This window comes from uncultured Microbacterium sp., assembly GCF_963524805.1.
Classification (GTDB): domain Bacteria; phylum Actinomycetota; class Actinomycetes; order Actinomycetales; family Microbacteriaceae; genus Microbacterium.
Genome location: NZ_CAURGG010000004.1, coordinates 163,040 through 177,945 on the forward strand (window position 1 = coordinate 163,040; position 14,906 = coordinate 177,945).

The window sequence follows — 14,906 nt, forward strand, 5'->3', positions numbered from 1 at the left end:
CGGCGCCGGCCGCTTCGACCTTTGGATGCCGCGGCACGAGCCCGCGGCATCCCCGAGAAAAACTCAACACTCTCACCCATTGCACGTGTCATATAGCGGATACGTGATCGAAAGGAACACATAGTGCTCATCGCACAGCGTCCCACTCTGACCGAGGAGAAGATCGGCGAGTTCCGCAGCCGCTTCATCATCGAGCCCCTGGAGCCCGGTTTCGGTTACACGATCGGCAACGCGCTGCGTCGCAGCCTGCTCTCGTCGATCCCCGGCGCGGCCGTCACCAGCATCCGTCTGGACGGTGTCCAGCACGAGTTCAGCACCATCCCGGGTGTGAAGGAAGATGTCACCGAGATCATCCTGAACATCAAGCAGCTCGTCGTCTCGAGCGAGCGCGATGAGCCCATCACGGCGTACCTGCGCAAGACGGGCGCCGGCGAGGTCACCGCCGCCGACATCTCGGCTCCGGCCGGTGTCGAGGTGCACAACCCCGAGCTGGTCATCGCTACCCTGAACGACACTGCGAAGTTCGAGCTCGAGCTGACGATCGAGCGTGGCCGCGGCTACGTCTCGGCGACCCAGAACCGCAACGAGTACGCCGAGTCGGGTCAGATCCCGATCGACTCGATCTACTCGCCCGTGCTGAAGGTCAGCTACCGCGTCGACGCCACGCGCGCCGGTGAGCGCACCGACTTCGACAAGCTCGTGCTGGACGTCGAGACGAAGAACTCCATCGCCCCGCGCGACGCCGTCGCCTCGGCCGGCCGCACCCTCACCGAGCTGTTCGGACTCGCCCGCGAGCTGAACGTCGAGGCCGAGGGCATCGAGATCGGCCCCGCGCCGGTCGAGACCGTGCTGTCCAACGAGCTGTCGATGCCGATCGAGGACCTCGACCTGTCCGTCCGCTCGTACAACTGCCTCAAGCGCGAGGGCATCAACACCGTGTCGGAGCTCGTCGCCCTCTCGGAGACGCAGCTCATGAACATCCGCAACTTCGGTCAGAAGTCGGTCGACGAGGTGCGCGACAAGCTCATCTCGCTCGGACTGTCGCTGAAGGACTCGGTCCCCGGGTTCGACGGCGCGCACTTCTACGGCGGCTACGACGACGAAACCGTCTGAACCGCTTCTTCGAATTCTGATCCTGGAGTAACTGACTATGCCTAAGCCCACGAAGGGTCCCCGCCTCGGCGGAGGTCCCGCCCACGAGCGCCTGATGCTGGCGAACCTCGCGGCCGCCCTGTTCACCCACAAGGCGATCACGACGACCGAGACGAAGGCCAAGCGCGTTCGTCCCCTCGCCGAGCGCCTGGTGACCTTCGCCAAGCGCGGCGACCTGCACGCACGCCGTCGCGTGCTGTCGGTCATCGGCGACAAGACCGTCGTGCACGAGCTCTTCACCGAGATCGCGCCGCTGGTCGCCGAGCGTGAGGGCGGCTACACCCGCATCACGAAGATCGGCAACCGCAAGGGCGACAACGCCCCCATGGCCCGGATCGAGCTCGTGCTCGAGCCGGTCAACCCGAAGCCCAAGAGCGCCAAGAAGTCCGCTGCGGCCGCCGCCGCTCCGGCCGCTTCTGCTCCTTCGGAGGAGCCGGTCGAGGAGGCTCCCATTTCGGATGAGCCCGTCACCGACGCCGCCGACGCCGGTGCCGAGTCGCCCGAAGAGGGCGCCGCAGCCGAGGCTGCCGCCGAGGACGCGGTCGTCGAGCCCGAACAGGCCTGACCCGCGACACCTGTCGTTCAGAAAGACCCGCGAGCCCTTCGGGGCCGCGGGTCTTTCTGCATCTGCGCTTCGCGTGCCAGATCACCCCCTGCTCGCGAGTCCACACCGCGCAGCAGTGTGCGGAGGGTGATCTCGCGGGGAGCGGGTGACCTCGCGGAAGCGACAGGAACAGCGAACCCCGGCTGGATAGGGTGGAAAGGTGAGCGCGCAGCATCCCGAGGTCTCGTTCCGGCCGGCGACCGCAGCCGACGTCGACGCGATCCACGCGACGGTCGCCGCGGCCGACCGGATCGATCACCCCACCTGGGTCACGCCGCGCGAGGAGATCGCCGACGTGTTCGAGCTCTCGCACGTCGACCCGGCCCGCGACATCCTGCTCGCGATCGCCCCCGATGGGGCGGTCGTGGCTATGGGCTGGGCGATGCTGCATCCCAGCCAGGACGCCGAGCTGCACGCGTACCTGCAGGGCACCGTTCATCCGGACTGGCGTCGCCGGGGCATCGGCACCGAGCTGATCGCCTGGCTGTTTCAGCGCACGACCGAGATGATCGCCGAGACCGGCTCAGGCGCCGAGGCGGCGATCTTCCAGTACGTCGATGAGGGCAACGCGGATGCCGCGACCCTGGGTGAACGGCTCGGCCTGCGCACCGAGCGCTGGTTCAGCTCCATGCAGCGGGACCTGTCGCAGCCGGTCCAGGGGCCGCCGGCATCCGAGGGCGTCGAGGTCGTCCCCTACACCGCCGACCGGGCGGAGGCTGTGCGCGAGGCGCGCAACGATGCGTTCCGCGACCACTGGGGGAGCCTGCCGTCTCCGCCGGAGCGCTGGGCGCAGTTCGTGAACGGGCCGTTCCTGCGCCCCGATCTGTCGACCCTGGCGCTGATCGACGGCCGTGTCGTCGCCTTCTGCCTCGCCTCCGTGAACGAGGAGGACTGGGAGGCGCTCGGGGCTCCGAACACCTACATCGACCTCATCGGCGTCGTCCGCGATCAGCGTGGGCGCGGGCTCGCACCCCTCGTGATCTCGCGGACGCTCGAGGCGGCGCGGGATGCCGGACTCGAGCAGGCCGTGCTCGACGTCGACACCGCGAGCAAGACCGGCGCGAACACCCTGTACGAGCGGCTCGGGTTCCGGGCGACGCACCGGCAGCAGGCTCTGGTGCGGCGCCTCTGATCACGCCGCGAGATCACCCGCTGTTCGCGAGTCCACCCGCTGTACACGCAGGCGGCGGGTGATCTGGCGAACACGGGGTGATCTCGCGCTGATCCGGGCGGCTACTCGGCGACCCGCAGCTCGGAGTGGTGCAGGCGCCGGAAGGCGCGCAGCTCCCGGTCGTACTGCGCGTACGCGCGCTCCCGCTCGGCGGCGGCGACACCGGCGGCGACCACGTCCGCGTAGATGCGGCCGCCGCCGCGCCCGGGTGGATCTGGTCGCCCGCCAGGAGGTCGATGTGTCCGGCGATCGCATCCGACCAGTGCGCGACAACGACGCCGGGGTGCGCGTCCGCGAAGGCCGCGAGGTCGGCGTTGACTCCGGGAATCCAGTCGCGCGGCGCGAACGCATCCACGAGCACCAGGCTGCGGTCCGGCCCGGCGATCTGCGCCATCTGCTCCATCGCATCGGCGCTCAGCGCTCCGTTGGTTCCCAGCGCGATCACGACGTACGGCCGCAGCTGGCCGCTCGACGCGAGATTCTGCAGGATGCCGGGACCGGCGTGCGTGGACCGCGACACCTCGGCATCCACCTGGATTCCCGGCAGCTTCTCGAGCAGCGCCGGCGCGGAGGCGAGCATGACCGAGTCTCCGATCGCCGAGACATCGGTGCCCGCGACGGGGGTCGGCGCCGGCATCGGCACGTCCGGCGTCGCGGAGGGCTCGGGCTCCGGCGTCGCCGCAGCCGAAGCGGACGAACCCCCCGACGCGGCAGAGGCCCCCGTCGCCTGGCGCACGGCATCCATCCCCGCCAGCACGGCGGCCTGACCCGACGACACGTCCGGCGCCGCCGCGATCGCCCCGGAGGTTCCGCCGAGCAGCAGCACCGTTGCCACGACGGCGGTCAGCGCCCGCACCCGCACGGCGGGCGAGCCGGCGAGGCGCCGGCCGACCCGGACCGCCGACCCGCGGAAGCCGTATCGGCGCACCGGCGTCTCCAGGAGCCGATACGACAGCTCCGCCGCCACGAGCGTGAGCACGAGCGCCAGCGCGCCCACGGGAACCGGCACGCCGGCATCCGGCCCCGTGCCTGCAATGCCGGCCGCCAGCAGCACGAGCAGAGGCCAGTGCCAGAGGTAGATGCCGTACGAGCGATCGCCGACCCAGCGCAGCGGCGCCGCGTCCAGCGCCGGACCGAAGGCCGAGCCGGGCCAGACGCCCGCCACGATCGCGGCGGCACTGCACACGCTCGCCGCGAGCACCGCTCCCGGAAAGGTGACCAGGGTCGCACTCGGCGGCACGAGCGCGAGCAGCGCCAGGCCTGTCAGTGCGGCCGCGCCGACCGAAACCGTCAGCAGGCTCACCCGCCGCGACGGCACCGCCGCCCGACCCAGCACCGACTCGAGCACGAACGCCAGCGCGATGCCGAGCAGGATGCCGAAGGCGTGGGTGTCAGTACCGAAATACGCGCAGGTCACATCGCCGCCGGCGGACACGAGCGCTCCCATCCAGGCCGCGGAAGCCAGCGCCAGAGCCAGCGTCGCGGCCGCCCGGCCCCACGCGCGGGGGAGCAGCAGGAACAGCGGCAGCAGCAGCGGCCACACGACGTAGAACTGCTCCTCCACCGCGAGCGACCAGAAGTTGCGGAACAGCTCGGGTGTCGCCGCCGAGAAGTACCCGCCGCCGCCGGCGATCGAGATCCAGTTGTAGCTGAAGGTCGCCGCACCCAGCACCTGCTCGCCGAGCCGCACGAGCACGTCACCGCCCACGAACCACGCGGCGGTGGCGCACACCGTGACGACGGCGGCAAGGGCGGGCAGCAGCCGGCGCGCGCGCCGCTGCCAGAAGGCGCCGAGGGCGATGCGTCCGGTCGTGGCGGTCTCGCGCAGCAGCAGGGTCGTGATCAGGAACCCGCTGATGACGAAGAAGACGTCCACGCCGATGAAGCCGCCCTGCACGGCGGAGCCGGGGAACAGGTGGTAGATCACGACGAGCGCGACCGCGATCGCGCGCATGCCGTCCAGACCCGCATAGCGGGCCGGGGTCTTGGCGGGGGGTTCGACGGTCATCACATCCATGAAAGGCAGCGTCCAGTCTAAGCATCGGTATCAGAACGACCGGTTCGCCGCTCTATCCCTTCGAGAACGGGCGGCGCTAGTCTTGGGCCACCCTTGGCACCCCGCAGGAGCCGAGGTTCTGTTGGGGGATGTCTCGCCGCATCGAGGAGCGCACATGGCAGGTGCCGACACGCCGGTCGCGGCATCCGGCGCGCCCCCGGAATGGGTCGGCACGCCTCGCGTCCGCCGCCGGGCGGGCCTGTCGATCTACAGCATCCTGCTCATCATGCTGCTGTCGGTCAGCGTCCTGTCGAGCATCGTCGTCGGCATCATCGGCTACCTCAACGGCACCGAGGCGCTGCGTTCGATCGCGTACGAGAAGCTCGTCGAGATCCGCGAGAACCGGGCGCGGGAGGTGACGCAGCTGTTCACGACGATCGAGAACGCCGTGCGCCTGGGCGCGATGAACGAGACGAGCAAGCAGGCCGCCGTCGCCTTCACGGAAGGGTTCGACGAGCTCGACCAGCAGCCGTTGGATGCCGCGCAATCGGCTGCGCTCGCCGCCTACTATCGCGACACCTTCGCGGCCGATCTGTCCGCGGCGACGGGTGAGGACGTCGAGGGCGCGACCTTCGCGCCCAAGGGCGCCGCCGCCAGGTACCTGCAGGCCGAGTACGTGATCCCCTATGACTCGTGGGAGGAGGCGATCCTCTCCGACGACGCGGGCGACGGCAGCGCGTGGTCGGCGGCGCATGCCAAGTACCACGACTACTTCCGCGCGATGACGCAGCTGCAGGACTTCGAAGACGTGCTGCTGATCGACACCGACGGCGATGTCGTCTACAGCGCGTTCAAGGGCGTCGACCTCGGCACGAACCTGATCGACGGACCATACCGGCTCTCGAATCTGGCCGAGGCGTACCGCGAGTCGATGAGCCGCAACATCCTGGGCGAGGTGGTGCTCGCCGACTTCGCCGCGTACAGCCCGAGCCTGGGCAACCCCGCCGGATGGGCGGTCACGCCGATCGCGGTGGACGGCGACGTCGTCGGGGCGCTTGCGATCGAGCTGCCGATCGACCGCATCAACGAGGTCATGACCGCCGACCGCGAATGGCAGATCAACGGGCTCGGCACGACGGGGGAGACCTACCTCGTCGGCCGCGACGGCTATATGCGCTCGATCTCGCGCCAGCTCGTCGACGACCCGGACGGCTATGCGCAGGCCGCGGTCTCGGCCGGACTGTCGCCGAACGCCGCCGATCTCAGCGTGCAGAACGGCAACACGCTGCTGCAGCAGGTCGTGAGCGGCGCGGCGGTGACCTCCGCCCTCGCGGGCGACAGCGGCACGATGCTCGAGCGCAGCTACCTCGGCCGCGACAGCCTCACCGCGTTCGCCCCGCTGAACGTCGGCGGGCTGAACTGGGTCATCGTCGCGCAGGAGGCCTCCGCCGAGGCGCTCGTGCCGGTCGAGGACTTCACCCGCAACCTGATCCTGTCCACGGCCGCGATGATCATCTTCGTGTGCCTGCTCTCGCTCGTGCTCGCGCAGGTGTTCGTCCGGCCGCTGCGGCGCCTGAAGAACGCCGCGCGCCGCATCGCCGCCGGCGAGGAGGGGGTGCAGGTGGATGCCGGATCCTCCGACGAACTGGCCGATGTCGCGATCGCCTTCAACGACATGAGTCGCAGCCTCCAGGTGAAATCCACCCTGATCGAGGAGCAGGAGAAGACCAACGAGCGGCTCATCCTCTCGTTCATGCCCGAGGGCATGGCCGACCGCTACAAGCACGGCGACGAGGCGATCACGCAGGAGAACGAGGACGTCACGGTGATCTTCGCCGACATCGTCGGCTTCGAGGAGATGGCGCTGTCGATGACCTCCGAAGAGGCGGTCGCGAAGCTCAACGACCTCATCCGCACGTTCGACGAGGCCGCCGAGCGGTTCGGCGTCGAGCGCGTCCGCACTACGCGGCAGAGCTACCTCGCCAGCTGCGGACTGGGCACCCCGCGCGTGGACAACGCCCGCCGGGCGGTGGAGTTCGCGATCGAGCTCGACACGATCCTCGAGCGCTACTCCGCCCAGCAGGGCGTGAAGCTCGACTTGCGGGCCGGGCTGGATTCGGGTCAGGTCACGAGCGGGCTCATCGGCCGCGCGCGGATCGTCTACGACATGTGGGGGGATGCCGTGAACCTGGCGTTCCGCGTGCAGGGCGATTCCGACGAGCCGGGCATCTACATCACGCAGCGCGTGGCGGACCGCATCCCCGACACCGTCTCGATCTCCCCCGCCGGTGACGTTTCGACCCAGAGCGGCACGCAGCGGGTCTGGCGGATCGAGACGGCTGTATCGGTCCCTGAGGTCAGCTGAGCATGGCCGACATCGTCTCCCAGCCGTGGTTCTGGCCGGCCGTGATCGTCTCGGTTGGGCTGCCGCTCGTGCTGATCGGGCTGACCGAGATGCACAACGCGATGGCGCGCCGCGGCAGCCGGGCGGCACCGATCGTGCTGATGGTGCGCAACTACCTCGTGCCGGTCGCCGGCGTGCTCGTGCTGCTCAGCCAGCCCGGCGCGTGGGAGGGCGAGGGCACGTGGCCCAAGGTCATCTGGACGATCTTCGGGCTGCTCGTGATCGTCGTGACGATCAACGCGATCAACCACCTCGTCTTCCACCGCGGCGAGAAGGGCTCGTGGCGGGACAGGTTCCCCTCGATCTTCAGCGACCTGATCCGGTTCGTGTTCATCGTCGTCGGCATCGCCCTGCTGTTCTGGTGGGTGTGGGATGCCGATGTCGCCGGTGTCTTCGCGGCCCTGGGCATCACGTCGATCATCGTGGGGCTCGCGCTGCAGAACGCGGTCGGATCGATCGTGTCGGGCCTGTTCCTCATCTTCGAGGCGCCGTTCCAGATCGGCGACTGGCTCGACACCGGATCGGCCCGCGGCCAGATCGTCGAGGTCAACTGGCGTGCGGTGCACCTGGACACCGGCAACGGCATCCTCGTCATGCCGACCGCCGAACTGGCCGAGGGCTCGTTCACGAACCTGTCGCGCACACCCGAGCCGCATGCGGCGCAGGGGGAGTTCACCTTCGCGACCGACGACCCGCCGGCCCGCGTGCGCGCGCTGCTGGTCGACGTGGCCCGCGACATCCCGCTCGTCTCACCCGACCGCGATGCGACCGCGACCACCATGGACGGCGCGACCTACGGGATCTCCATCCCGCTGCAGTCGCCGGGCGATGCCGCCGCCGTGCTCGACGCCTTCGCCACGCGGCTCTGGTACGCCGCCCGCCGGGTCGACCTGCACCTGGACGGCGACCTCACCGACGACTGGAACACCGCGAGCCGACTGCAGGACGCACTGCACCAGATCGCGCCGATCCTGAGTCTGCACAACGCCGAAGCGGATGCGCTCGCCGTCTCGGCGCGGCTCGAACGGTACTGCCAGGGCGAAGTGATTCTGCGTCCCGGGATGATCCCGACGGCCACACGCTTCATCCTGTCCGGACGCGTGCTGCTCGGCATCCCGACCGATGCCGGCTTCGTTCAGGTGACCGAGCTGGGGCGGCACGATGCGGTGGGCCTGACCGCCCTCACCCGCACCCAGACGATCTCGCGCTCGATCGCGCTCACCGAGCTCGAGGTCGTCGCGATCCCGGTGCACCTGCTCGACGACGTCGTACGCGCCCACCCCGTGCTCGCTCGCGAGATCGTACGCGAGAGCGAGAACCGCGTGCGTCTCGCGCGCAGTGCCCTCGACGCGGTCGGCGAGCACCTCGCTCCGGGCCGCAATGTGTTCGGGTGAACCTCCGGTAAACTCGCCCCCAACGCGCACCAGCGACGCGGCGCCCGAGTGAGAGGCCCGCATGAACTCTGCCGATTCCGGTGAGCGCTACCCCGGCACCGCCGCCCGCGCGGTCGCGCGCGTCGTGCTGACGCTGTACGGCATCAGCCTGGCCATGGTCGCGCTGTGGCCGGTTCCGGTCGACGCGGGGGCGGGCGGTTTTCTGCGCCGGGTGACGAACCTCGTGCCGGTGCTGACGTATGCGCGCATCGAGTTCGCGGCGAACATCGTGCTGTTCGTGCCGCTCGGGGTGCTGCTCATGCTGATCCTGCGCAAGCGCTATCTGATTCTGCCGATCGCGCTCGTGGTGACCGTGGCGATCGAATGCTCGCAGGCGCTGCTGCTGGACAAGCGCACGCCCAGCGTGCTCGACATCATCGCGAACACCGCGGGGGCGTGCATCGGCCTGCTGATCGTCGCGGCGGCGGAGTCGCTGCGCGGGCGCGTGCCGGTGCAGGGGTGGAGTCCAGATGCGGATGCCGAGGCCTGGGCACAGCTCGGAATCGGGCCTCCGCCGCCGGTGCCGCCCCGGGGCTAGCAGGCGTCGAGACCCGAGATCACCCAGTCCTGCAGCTGGCCGATGAACCGGCTGCGCGAGAACGCGAGGGTCCGCGGGCGGAACTCGGCCGGATCCAGCGCGGTGGCCTGCTGCAGCAGATCGTGCCAGTCGGTGTCGTGCTCGAGGTCGGCCGTCACTCCGCCACCGACGAGGCTCACGCTCTCGTGGACGCCGCCGATGCTGCTGCCGATCACGGGTGTGCCGCACGCCATCGCCTCGACCGGCATGATGCCGAAGTCCTCGACAGCCGGGAAGATGTAGGCGATCGCGTTGGAGTAGAGCGCGCGGATGAGGTCGTCCGACGGCGCGATCACGAACGTCACATCGGCGTTGCGCTCGGCCGCGTACGCCCGCAGTTCCATCTCGCCCGGGCCGTTGCCGGCGATCACGACCGGCAGGCCGGTCTCGACGCCGGCGTCGATCACGCGCTCGAGCCGCTTGTACATCACGAACCGCGAGGCGCCGAGCAGGTACGGCCGCTTGAGCGCGTCCAGCAGGCGCTGCTCGGAATCGGCGAGCGGTGTGCGCCAGTCCTCGGTCGCCGTCAGCGTCTCGGTCGCGACGGGCGGGTAGATCACGGTCGAGGGCTGGTGCCAGGCCTTGCGCACGCGCTCGCCGGTGAACTCGCTGTTCACGGCGATCGAGGTGGCCTCGGCGGCGCGGCGCCGGTCGATCGGCTTCAGCACCGTGCTGGCGGCCTTCACGAGCGGGTGGTTGCCACGCTCGTCGCGCTCGGGCTCCCAGATGTAGCGCGCCGGGGTGTGCGCGTAGACGAACTTCTTCGTCCGCCGCGGTGTGCGCACGTGGTGGGCGAACAGGTGCGAGCTGACCAGAACCCAGTCGGGATCCGAGCCGAGCGGCATCCGCCATGTCGGCAGCATCGCCGGCAGCGCGAGCGGCTTGTGGTGGCGCAGGGGAGTGCGGGAGATCCAGGACTCGGTGACCGGGCGGCCCAGGAGCTCGTCTGCTTCGCTCCACAGCACACGCACGTCGGCCTGCGGAAAGGCCTGCATCATGGCCTCGAGCACGCGCTCCGCGCCGCCCCAGCGTTCGACCCACTCGTGGATGATCAGCCCGGAAGCCGCGCCGGCCGCGGGATGCGAACGCGCTGGTGATTCGATGAAAGCGGTGATGACACAACTCCGTCCCAGACGGGCGCACATCCATCCCCACACGCGGCTTCGGATGCCACGACGGATGCTGCTCGACAGATGCGCCGCTCCCCCAGGACCGGGCGCACTTCGGGCAAGGCTACCGTGTGCGGCGACTCTTGGGTAGTTCAGTCCAGGGGTATTGACTCCGGAGGTGGTCGTCTGCGTGTCATCGCGCCGCAACACGTGCCGCGTAAGCTTCCGATGTGCCCACCACGCTTCTCGTCGACGCCGTCGGCTCCTGCATCGCGATCGATGTGAGCCAGCTCGACGAGGGTGACGAAGCGGCGGTTCGGGAGGCGTGGGCTGACGCGCTGGCGGATGCCGATGCCGAGCCGGTCGACACGGTGACGCCGTACGGCTCGGCGCGCGTGCATATGCTCTCGAGCCTCTCGCAGCAGGTGACCCTCGCCGCGATCGAAGCAGCGCGCGGGCGGGCGTGGATGCTGCACGCCGCCGGTGTCGCAAGCCCCGAGGGTCAGGTGGTCGTCCTCGTCGGCCCTTCGGGTCGCGGCAAGACCACGGCCTCGCGCGCCCTCGGCGCTGTGTACGGCTACGTCTCGGACGAGACGATCGCGATCGACGACGACGGACGGGTCTGGCCCTACCGCAAACCGCTCTCGGTGATCGAAGATCCGGCGGCGCCGAAGACCCAGCTGCCGCCCTCCGCGCTCGGTCTGCAGCCCGTGCCCGATGCTGAGCTGCGCGTCGCGGCTGTCGTGCTGCTCGATCGCGACCCGGACGGTCCCGAAGATCCGGTCATCGAGCAGACCGATGTCGGAGATGCGCTGGAAGACCTGATCTCCCAGACCAGTTTCCTGCACAACCAGCCGGCGGCCCTGCGCTTCATCACCGCGCTCGCGACCGCCACCGGCGGCATCCGGACGGTGCGGTACCGCGAGGCGGCCACACTCCCGCCGGTGATCGCTTCGCTCATGCGGCCGGCGGCGCCGATCGTCGTGCATCCCCGGCCGGCGCACGTCGTGGTCCCCGCCGCGCCGGAAGGCCCTCGGTTCTCGCGCGTCGAGGTCGCCGACGAAGCCGCTGTCGATGACCCCGACCGCATCGCCCTCCTCACGATCCGCGAGCATGGACAGGGACACGTAACCCTGCTCGGCGGGATCGCGCCGGCGGTGTGGCGCGCCTCGGAGGGGGCGGGGCTGCCCCAGCTGACCGAGGCCGCGACCGGCGAGTACGGCGAGCCGGAAGGCTTCGACGCGGGCGCCGCGGTGCTCGTCGCGGTCGGACAGCTGCTGGATGCCGGGCTGCTCGTCTCGGACGAACCGCTGCTCGCGCGGCGGGAAGATGTGGCATGGGTCGACAGCGGCGACCGGATCGTGGTGCTGCCCCTCACGCCGGAGCCCGACGAGAAGCTCGCCCAGCCGGCTGCACTGACGGGATCGGCCGCGCTCATCTGGGAGTGGCTGGAGGAGTCGGTGACCCTCACGCAGCTCGTCGCCCGGACGATCGAGGTGGCGGGGATGGATGCCGCGGCCGAGGTGCCGTCGCAGGTGCAGTCCTTCGTCGCGGACCTCGTTGAGTCGCGGCTGGTCGAGGCGCGGCTCGTCGGCGAGCCGGCCCACGTCGCGGAATCGGTGAGCGGGGCTGAGCCGGCCTGAGCGCGGGCCGGGGCCGGAACTACACTGGCCAGGTGCGCATCCGGCTCGATCTCGCCTACGACGGCACGCACTTCCGCGGGTGGGCGCTCCAGCCCGGGCTGCGCACAGTGCAGGGCACGATCGAGGGTGCGCTCGGGCGGATCCTCGGGGGGCAGCCGCGCCTGGTGGTCGCCGGGCGGACGGATGCCGGCGTCCACGCCTCCGGGCAGGTCGCCCACCTCGATCTGGACGAGGGACAGGTCGCGCGCCTGTTCTCCGGGGCGGGGCGCGGACCGTCGTCCGCGCATAACTCCTTCACTTCGGGGGCGGACGGCGGCCGTGAGCGGCGTGTCGAGGCGGGCGCCGAACAGATTGCAGGAGTTATGCGCGCGGAGGCACCAGCAGCTGATTCCGCGGTCATGGCAGAAGGGCCGTCGATGGCGGTCGAAGCGGCCGCGGCACGGCTCGCGGCCCGCATCCGCGGTGTCGTGGGCGCGTATTCGGACGTCGCCGCCCACCGCTCGTCGCTCGCGCCCGAGGGCTTCGACGCGCGGTTCTCCGCGGTGTGGCGGCGGTACGAGTACCGCGTCGCCGACGCGGTCACCGGATACAACCCGCTCGAGCGGCACCGCACCACCACCGTGCGCGCGCAGCTCGACGCGGGGGCGATGGATGCCGCAGCGAGGTCGCTCGTCGGACTGCACGACTTCGCGGCCTACTGCAAGCCGCGCGAAGAGGGCACGACGATCCGCACGCTGCTGGAGTTCGACTGGCACCGCGATGCCGCGGGCGTTCTCGTCGCAAACGTGAAGGCGGACGCGTTCTGCCACAGCATGGTGCGGGCGCTCGTCGGCGCGTGCGTCGCTGTGGGGCAGGGCAGGCTCACCGCGGCGCACTTGGCCGTGATCCGCGACGAGCTCGAGCGCACGAACGAATTCACCGTACTCGCCGCCCGGGGGCTGACCCTCACCGAGGTCGGATACCCAGACAACGCACTGCTCGCCGCGCGTGCCGAGCAGACCCGGAACAGGCGCGACCGCGAGTGAGACTCGGCGCCTGGAGCGGTCTGCTCACGGTGCTGGCCGGGTTCTGGCTCATCGTGCTCGTCGGGCTGCCGCTGTACGTTTTCCCTCCGACGGACACCGTGGAGCACAGCGATGTCGTGATGGTTCTCGGCCCGCCGATGCAGGCGAGGCTCGACCTGGCTGAGCAGCTGCGCGACGACGGCCTCGCCGACCGCATCGTCGTCTCGGTGCAGGCGTCGGGCGGGCAGACCGCCGGCGACCTGGCGATCTGCCAGGAGACGGGTGTCACCTGCGCCGTGGCCGACCCGTCTACCACCCGCGGCGAGGTGCTGCTGATGAAGCAGCTGTCCGAGGGGGCGGACCCTCCCTCGCTGATCGTGGTCACGACGGCGCCGCACGTGATGCGCACGCGCTACCTGTTCGCCAAGTGCTATCCCGGCGAGGTCTCGGTGATCGCCGCCGAGCGTCCCGAGACACTGGAAGCCTGGACGTCGCAGTACGTGTACCAGTCGGCCGCATTCGTGAAGGCGCTGTTCCAGCCCTGCCCGTGAGTGTGGGCTACCCCACGAGGTGCAGGCGGGCGGGCTCCGCCGCGCGCGGAACGAGAACACTCTCGCCCGGGTCGAAGGCGCGGGCGAGCACCTCTGCCGCATGCTCGAGCTCGACGGCACGCTCGAACGCCTCGCGGTGAACGGCGACGGATGCCGCAGCATCCGCGTACGCGAAGCGAAGCCGGTCGCGCTCCATCTCCGTGAGCGCGCCCAGGTTCAGCTCGAGTGCGCGGGCGGTCTGGTCGCGCCGCAGTTCGCTGCGCCGCAGCTCGTGCTCGGTGCGCCGATGGGCGAGGTGCGCGGCGGCGACGGCATCCGTCAGCGTGCGCTGGTGATCCTCGGTCGCCGGCGTCTGCGCCGCTCGAGTGTGGTTCAGCTGGGTGGTCATCGCGTCTCCTGTCGCCGTGCCTCTCTATAGAGAGGACGCAGGAGGCGATTTGGTACATCGGCCTACAGGCCGCTCCAGCGGGTGATCGGCCAGAACAGCACGAACGCCTTGCCGACGACGTCGGGTCCGGTCGCCCAGCGCCAGCAGTCCTCGGGTGGAGCGCCGCCGCGGCAGTACGCGGCGGAGTCCGACGAGTTCGCGCGGTTGTCGCCGAGCATCAGGTACGAGTCGTCGGGCACGGTCACCGCGTCGAAGCAGCGCACCGATGGCGTGTCGGACTCGCAGTCGAGCTGCCCCGGCTCGAAGGGGAAGTCGTTCGTGACGTACGGCTCATCCAGAGGCTGACCGTCGATCGTGAGCTTGCCGTCGTCGGTGCAGCATTCGACGGTCTGCCCGGGAGTGCCGATGACGCGCTTGATCAGCGTGTGCGCGCTCGACGGGCCGAAGCCGGTGACCTCGCCGATCCACCGCAGCACGGACTTGATTGGGTTCTCGTCGGTCGAGACACCGAGGTCCCACGTGTCGCCGGCATCGAAGACGATGATGTCGCCGGTGCCGGGGGAGGCGCCGATGTACGCGAGACGGTTGACCATGACGCGGTCGCCGGGCTGCAGTGTGGTCTCCATCGAGCCGGAGGGCACCCAGTAGGGCTTGGCGACGAAGCTCAGGATCAGCCCGGTCACGACGAACGCCGCCGCCACCTGGAACCACACGCTGCCGATCACCCGCCGCCACCACGGCTTGCGCGGCGGGGCGTCGGTCGCGGTGTCGGTCACATGCTCACGGTACCGGTCGGGAGCACGGCCTCGATCACGGCGTGGCAACCACCGCTCGGACACTCCCCGATCACGGCGTGGCAACCACCACTCGGACA

The 14,906-nt window shown here is 70.1% G+C and carries 13 protein-coding genes; 9 read left to right on the forward strand and 4 right to left on the reverse strand.

From position 1 onward, the window contains the following. The first annotated feature begins 123 nt into the window (after positions 1-123). The 3 genes from RWQ91_RS10585 (at position 124) to RWQ91_RS10595 (ending at position 2,888) form a co-directional block, all read left to right on the forward strand. A complete protein-coding gene (locus RWQ91_RS10585) occupies positions 124-1,113 on the forward strand; it encodes a DNA-directed RNA polymerase subunit alpha (protein ID WP_091703730.1) in 990 nt (329 codons plus the stop codon). Positions 1,114-1,150: 37 nt separating this feature from the next. Further along, the gene (rplQ, locus tag RWQ91_RS10590; RefSeq protein ID WP_314505780.1) at positions 1,151-1,717 is read left to right on the forward strand and encodes a 50S ribosomal protein L17; all 567 of its coding nucleotides are present in this window, start codon (positions 1,151-1,153) and stop codon (positions 1,715-1,717) included. A 199-nt stretch (positions 1,718-1,916) separates the two neighbouring features. Then, positions 1,917-2,888 (forward strand): GNAT family N-acetyltransferase, encoded by a 972-nt coding sequence (locus tag RWQ91_RS10595; RefSeq protein WP_314505782.1) that lies wholly within the window; start codon positions 1,917-1,919, stop codon positions 2,886-2,888. 13 nt (positions 2,889-2,901) lie between these two features. On the opposite strand, the gene RWQ91_RS10600 is transcribed toward RWQ91_RS10595, so the two are convergent. Then, on the reverse strand, positions 2,902-4,935 hold the full coding sequence (locus tag RWQ91_RS10600) for an acyltransferase family protein (RefSeq protein ID WP_314505784.1): 2,034 nt from the start codon (positions 4,933-4,935) through the stop codon (positions 2,902-2,904). Positions 4,936-5,098: 163 nt separating this feature from the next. Here RWQ91_RS10600 and RWQ91_RS10605 point away from each other — a divergent pair, with 163 nt between their 5' ends. From RWQ91_RS10605 to RWQ91_RS10615, 3 genes are all read left to right on the forward strand, one after another. After that, on the forward strand, positions 5,099-7,288 hold the full coding sequence (locus RWQ91_RS10605; protein WP_314505786.1) for an adenylate/guanylate cyclase domain-containing protein: 2,190 nt from the start codon (positions 5,099-5,101) through the stop codon (positions 7,286-7,288). Positions 7,289-7,290: 2 nt separating this feature from the next. Further along, on the forward strand, positions 7,291-8,721 hold the full coding sequence (locus tag RWQ91_RS10610) for a mechanosensitive ion channel domain-containing protein (RefSeq protein ID WP_314505788.1): 1,431 nt from the start codon (positions 7,291-7,293) through the stop codon (positions 8,719-8,721). 61 nt (positions 8,722-8,782) lie between these two features. Continuing rightward, positions 8,783-9,298 (forward strand): VanZ family protein, encoded by a 516-nt coding sequence (locus RWQ91_RS10615; protein WP_314505790.1) that lies wholly within the window; start codon positions 8,783-8,785, stop codon positions 9,296-9,298. Here RWQ91_RS10615 and RWQ91_RS10620 read toward each other — a convergent pair. Further along, positions 9,295-10,482, reverse strand: coding sequence for a glycosyltransferase (locus RWQ91_RS10620; protein WP_314505792.1), 1,188 nt, complete (start codon positions 10,480-10,482; stop codon positions 9,295-9,297). The genes RWQ91_RS10615 and RWQ91_RS10620 overlap by 4 nt on opposite strands. Before the next feature lie 194 nt (positions 10,483-10,676). Between RWQ91_RS10620 and RWQ91_RS10625 the strand changes: the two genes are divergently transcribed. Genes RWQ91_RS10625 through RWQ91_RS10635 form a run of 3 tightly spaced genes read left to right on the forward strand, consistent with a single transcriptional unit; the run spans position 10,677 to position 13,644 of the window. Next, positions 10,677-12,089, forward strand: coding sequence for an ABC transporter ATP-binding protein (locus RWQ91_RS10625; RefSeq protein ID WP_314505795.1), 1,413 nt, complete (start codon positions 10,677-10,679; stop codon positions 12,087-12,089). A 32-nt stretch (positions 12,090-12,121) separates the two neighbouring features. Then, entirely contained in the window at positions 12,122-13,114 is a 993-nt protein-coding gene (locus RWQ91_RS10630) for a tRNA pseudouridine synthase A (RefSeq protein WP_314505796.1), read from the forward strand. Further along, a complete protein-coding gene (locus RWQ91_RS10635) occupies positions 13,111-13,644 on the forward strand; it encodes an ElyC/SanA/YdcF family protein (protein ID WP_314505798.1) in 534 nt (177 codons plus the stop codon). The genes RWQ91_RS10630 and RWQ91_RS10635 overlap by 4 nt, the downstream gene beginning before the upstream one ends. Positions 13,645-13,651: 7 nt before the next feature. On the opposite strand, the gene RWQ91_RS10640 is transcribed toward RWQ91_RS10635, so the two are convergent. Both RWQ91_RS10640 and lepB read right to left on the reverse strand, forming a co-directional pair. Then, positions 13,652-14,032: a hypothetical protein gene (locus RWQ91_RS10640; RefSeq protein ID WP_314505800.1), complete on the reverse strand. Its 381-nt coding sequence runs from the start codon at positions 14,030-14,032 to the stop codon at positions 13,652-13,654. Between the two features lie 62 nt (positions 14,033-14,094). Continuing rightward, positions 14,095-14,808 (reverse strand): signal peptidase I, encoded by a 714-nt coding sequence (gene lepB / locus RWQ91_RS10645; RefSeq protein ID WP_314505802.1) that lies wholly within the window; start codon positions 14,806-14,808, stop codon positions 14,095-14,097. Positions 14,809-14,906 lie beyond the last annotated feature (98 nt).

Coding starts and splice junctions, on each gene's coding strand:
- RWQ91_RS10605 (WP_314505786.1), top strand. CDS start 5,099: ATGGCAGGTGCCGACACGCCGGTCGCGGCATCCGGCGCGCCCCCGGAA.
- RWQ91_RS10600 (WP_314505784.1), bottom strand. CDS start 4,935: ATGACCGTCGAACCCCCCGCCAAGACCCCGGCCCGCTATGCGGGTCTG.
- RWQ91_RS10610 (WP_314505788.1), top strand. CDS start 7,291: ATGGCCGACATCGTCTCCCAGCCGTGGTTCTGGCCGGCCGTGATCGTC.
- rplQ (WP_314505780.1), top strand. CDS start 1,151: ATGCCTAAGCCCACGAAGGGTCCCCGCCTCGGCGGAGGTCCCGCCCAC.
- RWQ91_RS10620 (WP_314505792.1), bottom strand. CDS start 10,482: ATGTGCGCCCGTCTGGGACGGAGTTGTGTCATCACCGCTTTCATCGAA.
- RWQ91_RS10640 (WP_314505800.1), bottom strand. CDS start 14,032: ATGACCACCCAGCTGAACCACACTCGAGCGGCGCAGACGCCGGCGACC.
- RWQ91_RS10615 (WP_314505790.1), top strand. CDS start 8,783: ATGAACTCTGCCGATTCCGGTGAGCGCTACCCCGGCACCGCCGCCCGC.